Consider the following 16,197-nt stretch of genomic DNA (forward strand, 5'->3'; position numbering starts at 1 on the left):
CTTGGCCATCGTGCCGGAGTCACTCGGCCACCCATCGCGTCCCGCGATCGCGGCCGCACCATCGTGCCGAGCCGCTTGCAGCGCTGTATCCGGCTGCGCCTCACGGCTCGAAACCACCCGGCCAATCATCGCGCTGCGTTGCCCCGGGGCGCCTTCGCGCCGCGCAGGGCCATCCGGGCCGCGCCACCAACACCCGCGCCGCCCAGCCGAGTGCTGCGGCCAACCATCGAGCCAAGCCAGCGTGCGCGGCATCCGGCCGAGTCCTCGTAGCGCTCACGGTGACGTGCTGTCTCTACGCGCTATCGACCGCAGTCGGGCCAAGCCGCGAGAGGCCGCGCGCCGAGCCATCTCGCGCGTCGAGCCAAGCCTGGTGGCACGACGGCGCGGCTCGCTCTCGGGGCGGGGCCCACGGATCGGGTAAGCGGGCGCGTCGTCCGGCCGAGCCCTGCCGTCGATCTGTGGGCTACCGCCGTGGAGAGAAGCGGTGACGGGGCCGCGTGAAGTGACGCTGTCGCGCGGACAGCGGGAGTCCGCCACGGGACAGCGGCGAGGCTTGGTGGCGTGGTGAACCGGGGGAGCGGCGTTGTGCCTTATCCAGTTCGAGCACCAGACGATGCTTCACGTGAAACATTCGCCGAGCAATTGCAATCCGATCCGATCGGCACCTCTCGCCCTAGGCTTGATGCCCATCACGATGACCCGGACTCACGCGGACATCGACGCACGGCGCGGTCCCGCAGCGCGGCGGGACGGTGACCCAATTGGCTGCGGTCGAATGGTTCGGCCACAGCTCGACTCCACGGCGTCCCCCGACGGCTTGGCCTGGCTGGCATGTCCCCCGATGGCTCGGCGCGCGGGCACAGCTACGAGCACGGCGGGAGGCCGGGTCCGGCCGCGCGGCCGAGTGGCTGGCGGGGCCTTCCGACTGAACTCGATGGCGTGGCCGACGGCTTAGTCCGACGGCTCGGCCGGATGGCTTGGCTCGATGCCACCACGATGAATCGGACCCTGGCTCAACCCGACGGCGCGCTCGATCGCTCAACCCGATGGCTCGGCTGGGTGGGTGGCGTGGCTGGAGTACGCGCCCGATGGCTTGGGTGGGTGGCGTGACTCGAGTACGTGCCCGATGGCTCGGGTGGGTTGCTCGCCCGGGTCCCACGTCCTAGCCATCCGGCCGTCCGGTGGGCCTGAGCCATCGGGCACGCCGTCGAGTCGAGCCGTGTAGCCGAGCCACCCCCGGCCGCGCCATTGCGGCCACCGATCAGCCGCGTTGCGTGGCCGCGTCGTGCACGGAGCGAGGGGACGCGCCACCAGGCTGAGCCGTCGTGGTGGCATTGGGTCGAGCACCATCCGGCCGCGCCATCGGACCAGCCGTCGAGTGCCATCTATTCCAGCCGTTCCGCCGAGCCGTCGGGACGCCTGAACGGCCACCCGCTAGCCGCACGCCTTCCTGCCTTCTATGGCGCTCATCGACGCGCTCGGCAGCGAACGGGAGTATCGGTCTGGAGGGGATCGTCGATCACACCGTGCTGCGTGCTATCGAGCCAACCCTTCCGACCGAAGGATCGGAACCGCGCCGTCGGGCGGAGCCGTCGGAACGTCGAGGCAGCCGTGCGGCGGACCGGCCGGGCTCCATCAGCCATGCTTTGGCGCCGAGCCGATCGACGATGGCCGAGATTGAGGGGTCCGGTCGCGCCGTCGGACTGAGCCATCGGGCACGTCATCGATCGAGCCGTTCCGCTGAGCCATCGGCCCGCACCAACGGATAGCGCTAACAAGCCAAGCCGTCCTCCCATGGAGCGGGAAGCGGGTCGTCAGACCGCACCGTCGGAACATCGAGGCAGCCGAGCGGCCGATCTTGCGCGGGCGCCATCCGAGCAAGCGATGACGCTTAGGCCCTGTCTCGAGGTCCTATCCGGCGCCTCCGCGCCCAGATCGCCGCCTGGCCGCGTTGTCGTCGTCACCGATACGACCCCGGTATCAGCTCCTCCTCCGCCTTGCCAGGCGACGATCCTGAGCCACGGATGCATCATCCGGCCGGACTTCGAGACAGGGCCTAGCCGGTCTGCTGTTGGGGGATCCGGCCGGGTCGTCGGGCGGTGCCAACGGGGCATCTAAGAGGGTCGGCGGATCGCGGCGCTGTTTCATGTGAAACAGCACGCGGTCCCCGCGGGCGGCGAAGGGTCTCGGCCTACTTCCCGCCCGAGCGACGGCGTTCGGTGCTGCGGCGGAGGACGCCGCCCTCGGAGCGGCCGCCCTCACGGCGGCTTCCGACCTTCTCCGTGCGGCGGCGGGGCGCTCGTTCCGCGCGGGGGAGGCGTTCGGCGCTGATCACGACTGTCGGGGTATCCAGGACTCCGACACCGCATTCGAGGATCTCGAAGTTGCCGGCGCCCGCGCGGGTCAATGCTTCGCCGTCGCGTTCCAGTTCTTCGGTCGCGCTCACGCCCTTCAGGGCGAGCATGCGGCCGTGGTCGCGGAGGAGGGGGAGGGACCACTGGGCGAGTTTGGCGAGGGGGGCGACGGCGCGGGAGGTGACGACGTCGGCGCTGCCCGCTTCCTTCATCACGCCGGATTGTTCGGCGCGGCCGCGGACGACGGTGATGTCGAGTCCGGCCGCTTCGATGAACTCGCTCAGGAAGACGGTGCGGCGCAGCAGCGGCTCGACCAAGGTGATGCGTAGGTCGGGACGGGCGATGGCCAACGGGATGCCGGGAAGACCCGCGCCGCTACCGATATCGACGACGGTCGTTCCTTCGGGCATGAGCTCCGCGACCACCGCGCAGTTGAGGATGTGCCGATCCCAGAGCCGCGGCACCTCGCGGGGTCCGATGAGACCGCGCTCGACGCCTGCGGTCGCGAGCGCGGCGCAGTAGCGGCGGGCGATGTCGAGCCGATCGCCGAAGACGGTGGCCGCCGCCGCGGGCGGCTCCAGCTCGGTCGGCAGCGCGGCGCTTCCACCGAGTTCTCGTTCCACGTGAAACATCCTTCCGAGCTCGAGGTCACCAAATTGCAAGACAGCGGAGGGGTGTCCGCCTCGGCCACGGGCGGCGACGCCCCGGCATGGAGAAGGCCCCCGGTCCGAAGACCGGAGGCCTAGACGACACTATCGGACGGCCGTCCGCCCTCGGACCGCGCACGGCCGGAGCAAAGGCGGAGCAGCGCCCGGGCATGAATCGTCAGCGTGACGAAACGCGCCGTCCTCCGGGGAAGCCGTGCGATCAGCCCGGAACGACCACCACGAAGCGGTTGGGCTCCACGCCCTCGCTCTCGCTGCTGACTCCTTCGACCGCGGCGACGGCGTCGTGCACGATCTTGCGCTCGAACGGCGTCATCGGATCGAGCGATTCCGGGGCGCCGGATTCCAGCACCCGCTTGGCGGCTTCGGTGCCGAGCGCGCTGAGCTCGGAGCGGCGCTTGGCCCGCCAACCCGCCACGTCGAGCATCAGGCGGCTACGTACGCCGGTCGCCTGCTGCACCGCGAGCCGGGTCAGCTCCTGGAGCGCGTCGAGCACCTCGCCGTTGCGACCCACCAACTTCGACAGGTCGCGGCCGCCGTCGATGCTCACGACGGCACGGTCGCCCTCGACGTCCAGGTCGATGTCGCCGTCGAAGTCGAGCACGTCGAGCAACTGCTCGAGGTAGTCGCCCGCGATCTCGCCCTCTTCGATCAGGGCTTCCTCGGCATCGCTCACGACATCGCCGGCATCCGTTCCGGCGTTCACCACACTCGTCGCCACGGTGGCGTCCCCTCCGTCGGTCTCAACAGTCATTTGAATTCCTTCATCTGTCCATCGCGCGCGCCGGACGCTCGGCGCCGGGCGGTTGCGCGATCACGGGATTGCTCGGCGGTCAGCGGCGACGCTTCTGGTTGGCCCGGCCGCGCTGACCCGAACGCTTCTGCCCACCGGCCTTGCGCTGTCCGGCGGCCTTGCCTGCCGCGGTCTTGGAGGTGCCGTTCGCCGACGGTTCCGCATCGGACGGCTCGGCGTCGACGGCGGTGGCCGCGGGCTTCTTCTTCGTGCTCACCGGCTTGGCGCCCGGCTTCGGCGCGTTCTGCGCGCGCTGCTCGAGCTTGGCCTGCTTCTTGGCCTCTTCTTCCTTCGCCATCCGGCCGAAGACGAGGTGCTGCTGACCGTAGGTCCAGATGTTGTTGGAGACCCAGTAGATCAGGATGGCGATCGGCAGGAACGGACCACCGACGAGCACGCCGAGCGGGAACACCCAGAGCGCCAGCTTGTTCATCAGCGCGGCCTGCGGGTTGGCCGCGGCCTCCGGGGTCTGCCGCGCGACCGAGGCGCGGGCGTTGAAGTGGGTAGCGAGACCGGCGATCACCATCAGCGGGATGGCGACCAGGGCGATGCTCACCCGACTCGGGATGCCGCCGTAGTCGGCGAAGGCCAGCAGCTCGTTGGCCGGGGTGGTGATGAACGCCGAGATCGGCGCGCCGAAGATACGGGCGCTCAGGAAGGACTGGACGTCGGCCGCGTTGAAGACGTAGTTCGCGGTGTTCGCGTTCTCCTCGGGCGTCATGCCGAGCTGGCCGAACCCGTGGCCGGTGCGGTTGAACGAACGCAGGACGTGGAACAGACCGAGGAAGACCGGCACCTGCGCCAGGATCGGCAGGCAGCCCATCAGCGGGTTGAAGCCGTGTTCCTTCTGGAGCTTCTGCATCTCCAGCGCCATCTTCTGGCGGTCGTTCTTGTACTTCTTCTGCAGCTCCTTGATCTGGGGCTGCAGCTCCTGCATCTGCTTGGTGGTGCGCACCTGCTTCACGAACGGCTTGTAGAGCACGACGCGCAGCGTGAAGACCAGGAACACCACCGCCAGCGCCCAGGCCAGGCCGTTGTCCTTGCCGAGGCCCGGGATGGCCGCGAAAGCACGGTGCCAGAACCACAAGATCCAGGACACCGGGTAGTAGATGAAGTCGAGCACGGCTCTATGCACTCCCGTCGTTCGTATCGCCGATCACCGCGTGCGGCGATCCTTTACAAGCGTGTGGCGCCGACGACGAGGCGTCGGCCGCAGCCTCGTTCCGTGCGCGATTTCTGCGCTCGGGAACGGGGTCCCACCCACCAGGGTGCCAGGGCGCGCATTTGGCCAATCGCACGACCGTCAATCCGAGGCCGACGAACAGTCCTCGGGTGCGCAACGCGGTGACCGCGTACTCGCTACACGTCGGGGTGAAACGGCACACCGGCATGCGGGTGGGGGAGACATAGGTCCGGTAGAGCTCGATCAGGAAGATCAGCGTACGGGCGGGCAGCCGGGCCAGGACGGCGGCGAATCTCACGACGAAACGTCCGCGTCGACGGCGACGGGTCGAGCCCGTGTGCCGGTCCGGGCGGGAGCCTGAGCGATACCGAGTTTGCGCAACCCGCTGCGCAACTGCCGCAGCAGTTCGTCGGATTCCGCGTTCGCGGCGCCGGGCAGCGCCCGGATGACGATGTCGGCCTCGGCGGGCAGGTCGCTGATCACCTCGGCGCACATATGACGCAGGCGGCGGGCCACCCGGTGTCGAACCACCGCGGAGCCCACCGCCTTGCTGACAATCAATCCGAACCTCGGCCCGCCGACGCGAACGAGCGCTCCGGTGGCTACCGGAGCACTGTGTCGTTCATCAGAGCCCACGACTCCGTCATACCCGTGCACGAGCGCGTGTACGACCAGATCTCGCCTCCCGATTCGCTGGCCGCGGCGCACCGTCCGGGAGAAGTCGGCACGATGATGCAACCGATACGGCTCAGGCAACACCCGAGCGTCCGAGAGCGAGGATCAGGCAGTGAGTTCGGAGCGGCCCTTGCGGCGACGCGCCGAAACGATGGCGCGACCCGCACGGGTGCGCATCCGGAGGCGGAAGCCGTGAACCCGCGCCCGACGACGGTTGTTCGGCTGGAACGTCCGCTTGCCCTTGGCCACGGTCAACACTCCTCGAGTTGGTGGGCGCCGTTCGGCGCCCGAAGCTTGTCGGTGATACGTATGTGCGCGATGAATCGCGATGTCATCATCGGCGCGCGTCGGTCCTGGCGCACACGGTCGTCAAACGACCTAACGCGGTCAGCACGGGACCGCCACCGCACCAAGGGGTGACTGTACGAGGGTACTGATCAGCCCGAGACGGGTCAAACTCGGCCCCCAGGCGAATCCGGTGCACCGGTGCGACGCGCCCGGGCTTCTTCGTGACTTCGTCCACACCCCTAGGCGTGCCGAGCGGGCCCGCGAGCGAGGCGTTGCCAGATGGTTGCTACAGATCCGCAGGTCGGGGCGTGATCCCCGCGAACTTCGAGCCCGTTTCACATTTCCCCAGGGTTTTCCACATCTGTGGATAATTGTGTGGAAAGACCCCTGGAGTGGCATATTCGTAGGCCGACGGCGCCAACGCCGCTGCCTTGGTACGGGGGAATCCGAGCAGCGTCCACACGGCTACGGACGTACGCGGGATCACAGGATAGCCCATCCACGAACCTGCTCGCGTACCCCGGCCGTCTGCTCCTATCGACCTACTTCCGGGGAGGAAACTGCATGGACGACGAGCAGAACGTGCTGGCCACCGTGTGGCCCGAGGTGATTGCCGAGCTCACCACCGGTTCCGACGACGGATCCATCCCGGCGGTGACCCGAGCACAGCAGGCCTGGCTCAAACTCGTCAAGCCGATCACCGTCGCGCAGGGCTTCGCCCTGCTGTCGGTGCCCTCGTCGCTGGCCCAGGAGGCCATCGAACGCGATCTGCGCGAACCCATCCTGCGTTCCCTCGCCCGCCGGCTCGGTCCCCAGGTCGAGGGCCTCGGCGTGCGCATCGCGGCGCCCGCGACGCCGAGCACCGATCGTTCCGCGGCCAACCCACGGCACGCCAGGATGACCAGTCGTCCGGAGCGAAGCAGGGAGGCGGCCCAGCGGAACCGGGACACGCAGCGCACCAGGGAGGCGTCGCGCGGTCCCGTCGGTTACCCGGCCGATCCGCCGAGCCGCACCGACTACCCGGCCCCGCGGTACGCACCGCAGGACTACGCGCCCGCGCCGGAGTATCCGGGAACGTCCGACTATCCCCAGTCCGCCGACTACCCGCCCGCCGCCGAGTACGCCCCCGCGCCCGAGTACACCCCAGCGCCCGAGTACCCGCCGAGTTCGGACTACCCGGCCGAATACCAGTCCGGCGTCGACTACCCGGCCGACGACTATCCGACCGCCGCCTATCGCGCGCCTGGCGTAGGCGACTACCCCGACTCCGCCGCCGTGCCCGAGGTGTCGACGGCGCCGCGGCGTGAGCCAGGAATGGGTTCGCGCCGGGATTCCACCCCGCCCGGCCAGGAGTCGCTGTTCACGCCCGAGCCCGCTCCGATGCGCGGACCAGCCCGGATGCCGTTGCGCGAGGCCGCGCCCGCCGCCGCGCACGATTCGGTCCGCGAGTCAGGTGAGGCGCTGCGCACCGAGCAGCCCGACGACGAACCGGTCGTCAACGTTCGCAACAACTGGCCGACCTACTTCACCAAGAGCCAGGAGACGCCGGCTCCGGCGAACTCCTCGGCGAGCCTGAACGCGAAGTACACCTTCGAGACCTTCGTCATCGGCGCGTCCAACCGCTTCGCGCACGCCGCGGCGGTGGCCATCGCCGAGGCGCCGGCCCGCGCCTACAACCCGCTGTTCGTCTGGGGCGCCTCCGGTCTCGGCAAGACGCACCTGCTGCACGCGGCGGGTCACTACGCCCAGCGGCTGTTTCCCGGCATGCGGGTGAAATACGTGTCGACCGAAGAGTTCACCAACGACTTCATCAACAGCCTGCGCGACGACCGCAAGGTCGCGTTCAAGCGGCGCTACCGCGAGACCGACATCCTGCTGGTCGACGACATCCAGTTCATCGAGGGCAAGGAAGGCATCCAGGAGGAGTTCTTCCACACCTTCAACACGCTGCACAACGCGAACAAGCAGATCGTGGTCTCCTCCGACCGTCCGCCCAAGCAGCTGGCCACCCTCGAAGAGCGGCTGCGGACCCGGTTCGAGTGGGGCTTGATCACCGACGTGCAGCCGCCGGAACTGGAGACCCGCATCGCCATCCTGCGCAAGAAGGCGCGGATGGACCGGCTCGACGTGCCGCACGACGTGCTGGAACTGATCGCCAGCCGGGTGGAGCGCAACATCCGTGAGCTGGAGGGCGCGCTGATCCGGGTCACCGCGTTCGCCTCGCTCAACGGTCAACCGCTGGATCTGCCGCTGGCCGAAGTGGTGCTGCGCGATCTGATGCCAGACACCGCGGCGCTGGAGATCAACGCGGCGACGATCATGGCCGTGACCGCGGAGTACTTCAACACCACGCTCGAGGAGCTCACCGGCCCCGGCAAGGCGCGGCCGCTGGCGCAGGCCAGGCAGATCGCCATGTACCTCTGCCGCGAACTCACCGACCTATCGCTGCCCAAGATCGGTCAGGCCTTCGGCCGCGACCACACCACCGTCATGTACGCGGAGAAGAAGGTGCGCAAGGAGATGACCGAGCGCCGCCGCGTCTACGACCAGGTTCAAGAACTCACAGCCCGTATCAAACAGCGCTCGCGCTGAGCGCCCTCCACAACCCCGCACCGCCCCTGACCAGGGGCGGTGCTTTTTTGTGCGTTGTGGATTCCTCGAGGATTCCTTGTGGAGTCCTCGAGGAATCCACCGGTTTGTGCACCGATTCGTGCACAGGCTCGCGGCGGAGTCGCTCACAGCCGGATATCAACATCATCCCCATCGATCTCTGCCCACAGGGTCTGACCAGCCACGTCTCGGTCAGGCGCTTGTGGAATCCTCGAGGAGTCCGTGTGGAGTCCTCGAGGATTCCTCGAGCTGTCCACCATTCGGTGCACACGTGTGAACAACAGGGTGAATCCGGTGGAACAACTCGAGGACGGCTCGAGGATGAACGTGGGACAGTTTTCGAACCTCCACAGACGCCTCCGGTTCATCCTCGAGTCACCCGACGGCCATCCCCACGGCACCACACCCCCGGACCAGCGGAAACGGGCTCAGTCCACAGATTCCACAGTGCCTACTACTACTTCAGTTCTTCTTCTTATAGATCTCTCTTCAAAACAGGGTGTGTGGAAAGTCGGTCGGGGAGTGTCCGGTCTGGAGCCACGCGTCTACACAGGCAAGGAGAAGAGGGATGGGCGCTCTCGGACATGCGGACACCCGTTTCGGACACGCGAGCGCGAATCGAGGGTCGGACTAGGTACCCGGGCCACACACGGGTACGTTTTATGTCGGTCGCCTGTGCCAGACTGCTGGCGCGGCCGATCCAGCACCCCCTGACGAGAACCACACGTTGTCGAGCCAACACGCTGTCGAGCCAACAGTGCTCGGACGGACGCCACACACGGATCACGGAACCGGGAGAGGACAGATCGGGCGATGGAGCTTGCGAGCATGAAGTTTCGGGTCGCCCGGGAGGATTTCGCGGAGTCCGTCGCCTGGGTCGCGCGCAGCCTGCCGTCCCGGCCTCCGGTGCCGGTCCTCGGCGGCGTGCTGTTGGTGGCGAGTGAGGACGGACTGACCGTCTCGGGATTCGACTACGAGGTCTCCGCGCAGATGCGCGTCGCGGCCGAGGTCGCCGGTCCCGGCGAGGTCCTTGTCTCCGGTCGCCTGCTCGCCGACATCACCAAGGCGCTGTCCAACAAGCCGGTGGACGTCTCCGTCGACGGCACGCGCGTGCTGATCTCCTGCGGCAGCGCCAAGTTCTCGCTGCCCACCATGCCGGTCGAGGACTATCCCCAGCTGCCCGAGGTGCCGCAGCAGACCGGTGAACTGAGTGTGGATGTCTTCTCCGAGGCCGTCGGTCAGGTCGCCGTCGCGGCGGGCCGCGACGACACCCTGCCGATGCTCACCGGCATTCGGGTCGAGATCGAAGGCCCCCAGGTCGTTCTCGCGGCCACCGACCGCTTCCGACTGGCCGTGCGCCACATCGAGTGGCAGCCCGCCCGCACCGACATCGAGACCGCGGTGCTGATCCCGGCCCGCACGCTCTCCGAAGCCGCCAAGACGCTGGGCCCCTCGGACGCGCCCGTGCAGCTCTCGCTGGGCACGGGCGCGGGCTCGGACGGCCTGCTCGGCATCGTCAACGCGGGCCGCCGCACCACCACGCGACTGCTCGACGCGGAATTCCCCAAGTTCCGCCAATTGCTCCCCAAGGAGCACACCTCCATCGCCACGCTGGAAGTCGCGGCGCTGACCGAGGCCATCAAGCGCGTCGCCCTGGTCGCCGAGCGCGGCGCGCAGGTTCGTCTGGAGTTCTCCAGCGAGGGCCTGCTGCTGTCCGCGGGCGGCGACGACGCGGGTCGCGCCGAGGAATGGCTGCCCGCCGATTTCCGCGGTGAGGCGCTGACCATCGCCTTCAACCCCGGCTACCTGGTGGACGGCCTGTCCGCGCTGCACTCCGATCGGGTCACCTTCGGGTTCACCACCCCCAGCCGTCCCGCGGTGCTGCTCCCGGCGAGCGAGGAGGAGCCCGAGGTCCTCGACTCCGGCGCCTTCGCCGCGCTGGCCAGCTCCTACATCTACCTGCTGATGCCGGTCCGGCTCCCGGGCTGAGCATCTGTGCGTGATCGGGTGCCGTCTCCCGCGGTGACCGGGGCGGTGTAGCGAATGTTCATCCGAGCGCTGTCGCTGCGCGACTTCCGCTCCTGGGAGCACGCGGAACTCGAATTATCCCCAGGCCGAACGGTTTTCTTGGGATCGAACGGCAACGGCAAGACCAACCTGCTCGAGGCGATCGGCTACCTGGCCACCCTTGGTTCACACCGGGTGGCCGCCGACGCGCCGCTGATCCGGATGGGCGCGCAGCGGGCACGGATCGGTGCGACGGTGGTCAACACCGGACGCGAACTGCGCATCGATGTCGAGCTGAATCAAGGCGCGGCCAATCGCGCGCAGATCAACCGATCGCCGGTGCGCAGAACGCGGGAGATCCTCGGCATTCTGCAGACGGTGCTGTTCGCGCCGGAGGATCTGGCGCTCGTGCGGGGCGACCCCGGGGAGCGCCGCAGATTCCTCGACGAGTTGTGCACAGCCCGGCTCCCCAGGTTGGCGGGTGTGCGCTCGGACTACGAGCGGGTGCTGCGGCAGCGTTCCGCCCTGTTGAAAACCGCTGGGCGGCAAGCCAGATCGAGGTCCGACCTGGGAACACTCGACGTGTGGGACGGGCATTTGGCGGAGCACGCCTCCGTGCTGCTCGCCGAGCGGCTCCGGCTGGTGCACGACCTGTATCCCCATCTGGCACAGTCCTATCGGTCGATCGCGCCCGAATCCCGTCCCGCCGCAATCGGTTACCGCAGCTCGTATCTTCCGCCGGACTTCCTGGATCCGGCCAGGGAGCCGCAGGCCGACGACGCCGCCGCGCTGGCGGGGATCGTGCTGCGCGAACTCGCCGCGGCGCGGTCCAAGGAGCTGGACCGCGGCGTCTGCCTGGTCGGCCCGCACCGCGACGACCTCGAGTTGGTGCTCGGTGACGCGCCCGCGAAGGGATTCGCCAGCCACGGCGAGTCCTGGTCCTTCGCCCTCGCCCTCCGGCTCGGCGCGTTCGAGCTGCTGCGCACCACCGGAGCGGAGCCGGTGCTGTTGCTCGACGACGTCTTCGCCGAACTGGACCGTCGCCGCCGCTCCGCGCTCGCCGAGGTCGCGGCAGGCGCCGAACAGGTGCTGATCACCGCCGCCGTCCCCGAGGACGTGCCCGCCGAGCTGGCCGCGGTACCCCTGCGGGTGGAGACCACCGGCGAGGCCACGCACCGCGCCTCACGCATCGTCGAGCCCGCGCCCGGGTTCGCTTGAATCGCGCGGACAGAGGTGTCCACAGGTAGCCCGCCGGGTTGTGCACAGGTGGGGAACGCCGACGCGGAAGAGCCGCGACGCGTGTGACAGTTCGTCGGCGGGCTCCCGTACAGTTGCCCTGCACCGGGGCCGGAACGGAGCCGTCGATTCATCCCCAGCACCTGTGGAGAACGTCCCCCCGAGGTGTTTTCCCACGGTGCTGCGGTGATCGTTCGACAGTCACCGCCGTGGTTCCGGAAAACGCCACGAACAGGCGTTCGACGCCGGTCCGGCGATCATGCTGACCGGGCGTTTCGGCGCCGGACCCCGGCCGCGCACCGGTTGGGGACAACAGAGCAAGATCTGGGGACAAACCCGAGGGTCGAACGGAGCGGGACGATGACCGACCAGCCCGAACCGGGCGCACAGCAGCCCGGCGGCGAGCCGCAGTTGCGCGGCATCGATCTGGCCCGGCGCGCACTGGAAGAGGCCCGCGCCGCGGCGAAGGCCAGCGGAAAGTCGGTCGGTCAGGGCCGTGCCTCGCCGGTGCGGAAGCTACGCACCGGGGCACGCAGGCGCACGGGCTGGTCCGGCGCGCGACCGGACGATCGCGATCCCCAGCTGCTGTCCCAGCTCGCCACCCGCATCGCCAAGAGCAGGGGCTGGGACGGCAAGGTCTCCGAGGGAACGGTGCTCGGGCGCTGGGCGGGCGTCGTCGGCGAGGACATCGCCTCGCACGCCACCCCGATCGCGCTCAAGGACGGCGTGCTGAGCATCGCCGCCGAGTCCACCGCGTGGGCGACCCAGCTGCGCATGTTGCAGGGCCAGATCCTGGCGAAGATCAACGCCGCGGTCGGTCATGGCGTGGTGACGCAGCTGAAGATCTCCGGCCCGGCCGCGCCGAGCTGGCGCAAGGGGGAGCGGCACATCAAGGGCCGCGGTCCACGCGACACCTACGGCTGATCGACGGGCGCGGATCGGGTGACCCAGACGCTCTGGCAATTACCCGATACCTGGTGTTACGTTTATCCATATATCCACAGGTATCTCCACAGTCCCCAGCCTCGGGACCTGCGGATTCACCGTGGAACGCCCCGAGGCCGCGCCACCGGCCCGGATCGAATATGCACAGGAGAAACGGATCGATGACGATCAGCACCGCGGGCCCGTTCCCCGCCACGGCCACCACCACCGTCCGCCGGGGCGACGTCGAACTCGCGGTGTTCGAATGCGGCGATCCCGCGGGCATACCCATCCTGCTCGTGCACGGCTGGCCCGATACTCACATCCTGTGGAATCGCGTCGCCGCCCGCCTGGCCGATCGTTATCGCGTCATCGCCTTCGACAACCGCGGCGCGGGTGAGAGCACGGTGCCCACCCAGGTCTCGGCCTATCGCATCGAAGAACTGGCCGCCGACGTGCGCGCGGTCGCCGACGCGGTGGCTCCGGGGCAGCGCCTGCACGTGCTCGGGCACGACTGGGGTTCGGTGATCGGCTGGGAGCTCGTCAGCGATCCGGACGCCGAAAACAGGATCGCGTCGTTCAGTTCCGTCTCCGGCCCGAACCTCGACTTCCTCGGGGCGTACCTGCGCGGCCCGTTCTCGGCGGCCCGGCTGCGCGGGGCGCTCGCGCAGGGCATCGCCTCGGCGTACACCGTCGCCTTCCAGATTCCCGGCCTGCCCAATCCGGTGCTGCGCGCGCTGTCCCGCCGCTGGCCGCGCTTCCTCGCCTTCTTCGACGGCTTGGACCCCGCGCTGGTGCAGACAGCGCCGACGCTGCGCGCCGATATGATCAACAACCTCAAGCTCTATCGTGCGAATATTCGTGCGCACTTGCGCAATCCGCGCCCGCGCCCGATCGGTGTCCCGGTGCAGTTGATCGTCTCGACCGGCGACCGGGCGGTGCGTCCGGTGGTGCACGCCGAGGCCGAGCAGTGGGTCGGCAACCTGACCCGCACCGAGATCGCGGCCCGGCACTGGTCGCCGGTCTCGCACCCGGAGGCGCTCGCCGACCGCACCGCCGAATTCGTGGATCGGGTCGCGGTCTCCGGGTGATCGCGGCGACCATCCGGCACGGCGTGCTGAGCACATCTGAGAGACCCTGAAACGGTTTCGAGGGAGACCGGACTCGTCGCCGGTCGATTTCTCGCAGCCATGAAGCCGTCAGGGGTGTCGTAGGTGCGTTGTGGCGCGGGGCTACCAGTAGGATGGTGACGTAACTAGCGGCGAACCCTTCGGTGCGTTCCGCACAGCCCCCGCGTGGGCCCGTGAATCTCGACCTGTCAAGACCGGGCCGCGCTTGCGCTGTGGCGATCGCTGCACCGGGGTCAGCAAGTAAGGAGAGCTACCGACCAGTGGCTGCCAAGGACTCCAACGATTCGACCAAGGCGACATCGGGCAAGCAGGACTACGGTGCCTCCTCCATCACCGTCCTCGAGGGACTCGAGGCGGTCCGCAAGCGCCCGGGTATGTACATCGGCTCGACCGGTGAGCGCGGCCTGCACCACCTGATCTGGGAAGTCGTCGACAACTCCGTCGACGAGGCGATGGCGGGCTACGCGACGCGCGTCGATGTCACGCTGCTGGCCGACGGCGGCGTCGAGGTGGTCGACGACGGCCGCGGCATCCCGACCGGCATGCACGCGCAGGGCATCCCCACCATCGAGGTGGTCATGACCCAGCTGCACGCGGGCGGCAAGTTCGACTCCGACGCCTACGCGGTGTCCGGTGGTCTGCACGGCGTCGGCATCTCGGTGGTGAACGCGCTGTCCAGCCGGCTCGAGGCCGAGGTCGACAACGACGGCTACCACTGGACCCAGGAGTACAAGGACTCCAAACCCGGCAAACTGCTGCAGGGCGAGGCCACCAAGCGCACCGGAACCACCATCCGGTTCTGGCCGGATCCGGAGATCTTCGAGACCACGACTTTCAACTTCGAGACGGTCGCGCGGCGTCTGCAGGAGATGGCGTTCCTGAACAAGGGGCTCACCATCACCCTCACCGACGAGCGGGTCTCCGAGAGCGAGGTCACCGACGAGGTCGTCAGCGACACCGCCGAGGCGCCCAAGCACCTCGACGAGAACGCGCCCGCCGTCGAGGAGCCGAAGGCCAAGGTCAAGGTCCGCACCTACCACTACCCCGGTGGACTCGAGGACTTCGTCAAGCACATCAACCGGACCAAGCAGCCGATCCACAACTCGGTGGTCGGCTTCACCGGCAAGGGCACCGGGCACGAGCTCGAGGTCGCGATGCAGTGGAATTCCGGCTATTCGGAATCCGTCCACACCTTCGCCAACACCATCAACACCCACGAGGGCGGCACCCACGAAGAGGGCTTCCGCGCCGCGCTCACCACGGTGGTGAACAAGTACGCGAAGGACAAGAAGCTCCTCAAGGAGAAGGACGGCAACCTCACCGGCGACGACATCCGCGAGGGTCTCGCCGCGATCGTGAGCGTGAAGATCTCCGACCCGCAGTTCGAGGGCCAGACCAAGACCAAGCTCGGCAACACCGAGGTCAAGTCGTTCGTGCAGCGCACATGCAACGAGCACCTCGCGCACTGGTTCGAGGCCAACCCGGCCGACGCGAAGACCATCGTGCAGAAGGCCGTCTCCTCGGCGCAGGCGCGCGTCGCGGCACGCAAGGCGCGCGAGCTGGTGCGCCGCAAGTCCGCCACCGACCTGGGCGGTCTGCCCGGCAAGCTGGCCGACTGCCGCTCCAAGGACCCGAGCAAGTCCGAGATCTACATCGTGGAGGGTGACTCCGCCGGTGGCTCGGCCAAGTCCGGCCGCGACTCGATGTACCAGGCGATCCTCCCGCTGCGCGGCAAGATCATCAACGTCGAGAAGGCGCGTATCGACCGGGTTCTCAAGAACAACGAGGTCCAGTCGATCATCACCGCGTTCGGCACCGGCATCCACGACGAGTTCGACATCGCCAAGCTGCGGTATCACAAGATCGTGCTGATGGCCGACGCCGACGTGGACGGCCAGCACATCTCGACCCTGCTGCTGACGCTGCTGTTCCGCTTCATGCGCCCGCTGGTCGAGCACGGCCACGTCTACCTGGCGCAGCCACCGCTGTACAAGCTCAAGTGGCAGCGCAGCGATCCGGAGTTCGCCTACTCCGACCGGGAGCGCGACGGCCTGCTCGAGGCCGGTCTCGCGGCGGGCAAGAAGATCAACAAGGACGACGGCGTCCAGCGCTACAAGGGTCTGGGCGAGATGAACGCCAAAGAGCTGTGGGAGACCACGATGGACCCGGCGGTGCGGGTGCTTCGTCAAGTGACGCTCGACGACGCGGCCGCGGCCGACGAGCTGTTCTCCGTTCTGATGGGCGAGGACGTCGAGGCGCGTCGCAGCTTCATCACCCGCAATGCCAAGGACGTTCGCTTCCTCGACGTGTAGCCGGCGTGAGAACCCGCTGC

General features: G+C 68.4%; 12 protein-coding genes. 6 read left to right on the forward strand and 6 right to left on the reverse strand.

Going from position 1 to position 16,197, the window contains the following annotated elements; genetic code table 11:
• Positions 1-2,191 precede the first annotated feature (2,191 nt).
• The 6 genes from rsmG to rpmH form a co-directional block, all read right to left on the reverse strand.
• Complete coding sequence (rsmG, locus tag AB0H49_RS00500) at positions 2,192-2,986, reverse strand: 16S rRNA (guanine(527)-N(7))-methyltransferase RsmG (RefSeq protein ID WP_357245624.1); 795 nt, start codon at positions 2,984-2,986, stop codon at positions 2,192-2,194.
• Positions 2,987-3,221: 235 nt separating this feature from the next.
• A complete protein-coding gene (locus AB0H49_RS00505) occupies positions 3,222-3,773 on the reverse strand; it encodes a protein jag (protein WP_354998293.1) in 552 nt (183 codons plus the stop codon).
• A 79-nt stretch (positions 3,774-3,852) separates the two neighbouring features.
• Positions 3,853-4,935 (reverse strand): membrane protein insertase YidC, encoded by a 1,083-nt coding sequence (gene yidC, locus AB0H49_RS00510; protein ID WP_354998997.1) that lies wholly within the window; start codon positions 4,933-4,935, stop codon positions 3,853-3,855.
• A 4-nt stretch (positions 4,936-4,939) separates the two neighbouring features.
• Positions 4,940-5,293 carry a membrane protein insertion efficiency factor YidD gene (gene yidD, locus AB0H49_RS00515; protein WP_354998292.1) on the reverse strand — a complete coding sequence of 118 codons (354 nt, stop codon included), beginning with the start codon at positions 5,291-5,293 and terminating at the stop codon, positions 4,940-4,942.
• Positions 5,290-5,754, reverse strand: a complete 465-nt coding sequence (gene rnpA / locus AB0H49_RS00520; protein ID WP_357245629.1) for a ribonuclease P protein component — start codon at positions 5,752-5,754, stop codon at positions 5,290-5,292. The genes yidD and rnpA overlap by 4 nt, the downstream gene beginning before the upstream one ends.
• A 21-nt stretch (positions 5,755-5,775) precedes the next feature.
• A complete protein-coding gene (gene rpmH / locus AB0H49_RS00525; RefSeq protein WP_071932098.1) occupies positions 5,776-5,919 on the reverse strand; it encodes a 50S ribosomal protein L34 in 144 nt (47 codons plus the stop codon).
• Between the two features lie 603 nt (positions 5,920-6,522).
• Here rpmH and dnaA point away from each other — a divergent pair.
• The 6 genes from dnaA to gyrB all read left to right on the forward strand — a co-directional run bounded on the left by dnaA (position 6,523) and on the right by gyrB (position 16,177).
• Positions 6,523-8,550: a chromosomal replication initiator protein DnaA gene (dnaA, locus tag AB0H49_RS00530; RefSeq protein WP_354998290.1), complete on the forward strand. Its 2,028-nt coding sequence runs from the start codon at positions 6,523-6,525 to the stop codon at positions 8,548-8,550.
• A gap of 831 nt (positions 8,551-9,381) precedes the next feature.
• Positions 9,382-10,557 carry a DNA polymerase III subunit beta gene (gene dnaN / locus AB0H49_RS00535; protein WP_067786332.1) on the forward strand — a complete coding sequence of 392 codons (1,176 nt, stop codon included), beginning with the start codon at positions 9,382-9,384 and terminating at the stop codon, positions 10,555-10,557.
• A gap of 54 nt (positions 10,558-10,611) precedes the next feature.
• Positions 10,612-11,793, forward strand: coding sequence for a DNA replication/repair protein RecF (gene recF, locus AB0H49_RS00540; protein ID WP_357245631.1), 1,182 nt, complete (start codon positions 10,612-10,614; stop codon positions 11,791-11,793).
• A 378-nt stretch (positions 11,794-12,171) separates the two neighbouring features.
• Positions 12,172-12,735, forward strand: a complete 564-nt coding sequence (locus AB0H49_RS00545) for a DUF721 family protein (protein WP_354998288.1) — start codon at positions 12,172-12,174, stop codon at positions 12,733-12,735.
• Positions 12,736-12,917: 182 nt separating this feature from the next.
• Positions 12,918-13,826: an alpha/beta fold hydrolase gene (locus AB0H49_RS00550; RefSeq protein ID WP_357245633.1), complete on the forward strand. Its 909-nt coding sequence runs from the start codon at positions 12,918-12,920 to the stop codon at positions 13,824-13,826.
• A 299-nt stretch (positions 13,827-14,125) separates the two neighbouring features.
• Positions 14,126-16,177 carry a DNA topoisomerase (ATP-hydrolyzing) subunit B gene (gyrB, locus tag AB0H49_RS00555; protein WP_357245636.1) on the forward strand — a complete coding sequence of 684 codons (2,052 nt, stop codon included), beginning with the start codon at positions 14,126-14,128 and terminating at the stop codon, positions 16,175-16,177.
• Positions 16,178-16,197: the final 20 nt, after the last annotated feature.

This window comes from Nocardia sp. NPDC050713 (assembly GCF_040654315.1).
GTDB lineage: Bacteria > Actinomycetota > Actinomycetes > Mycobacteriales > Mycobacteriaceae > Nocardia.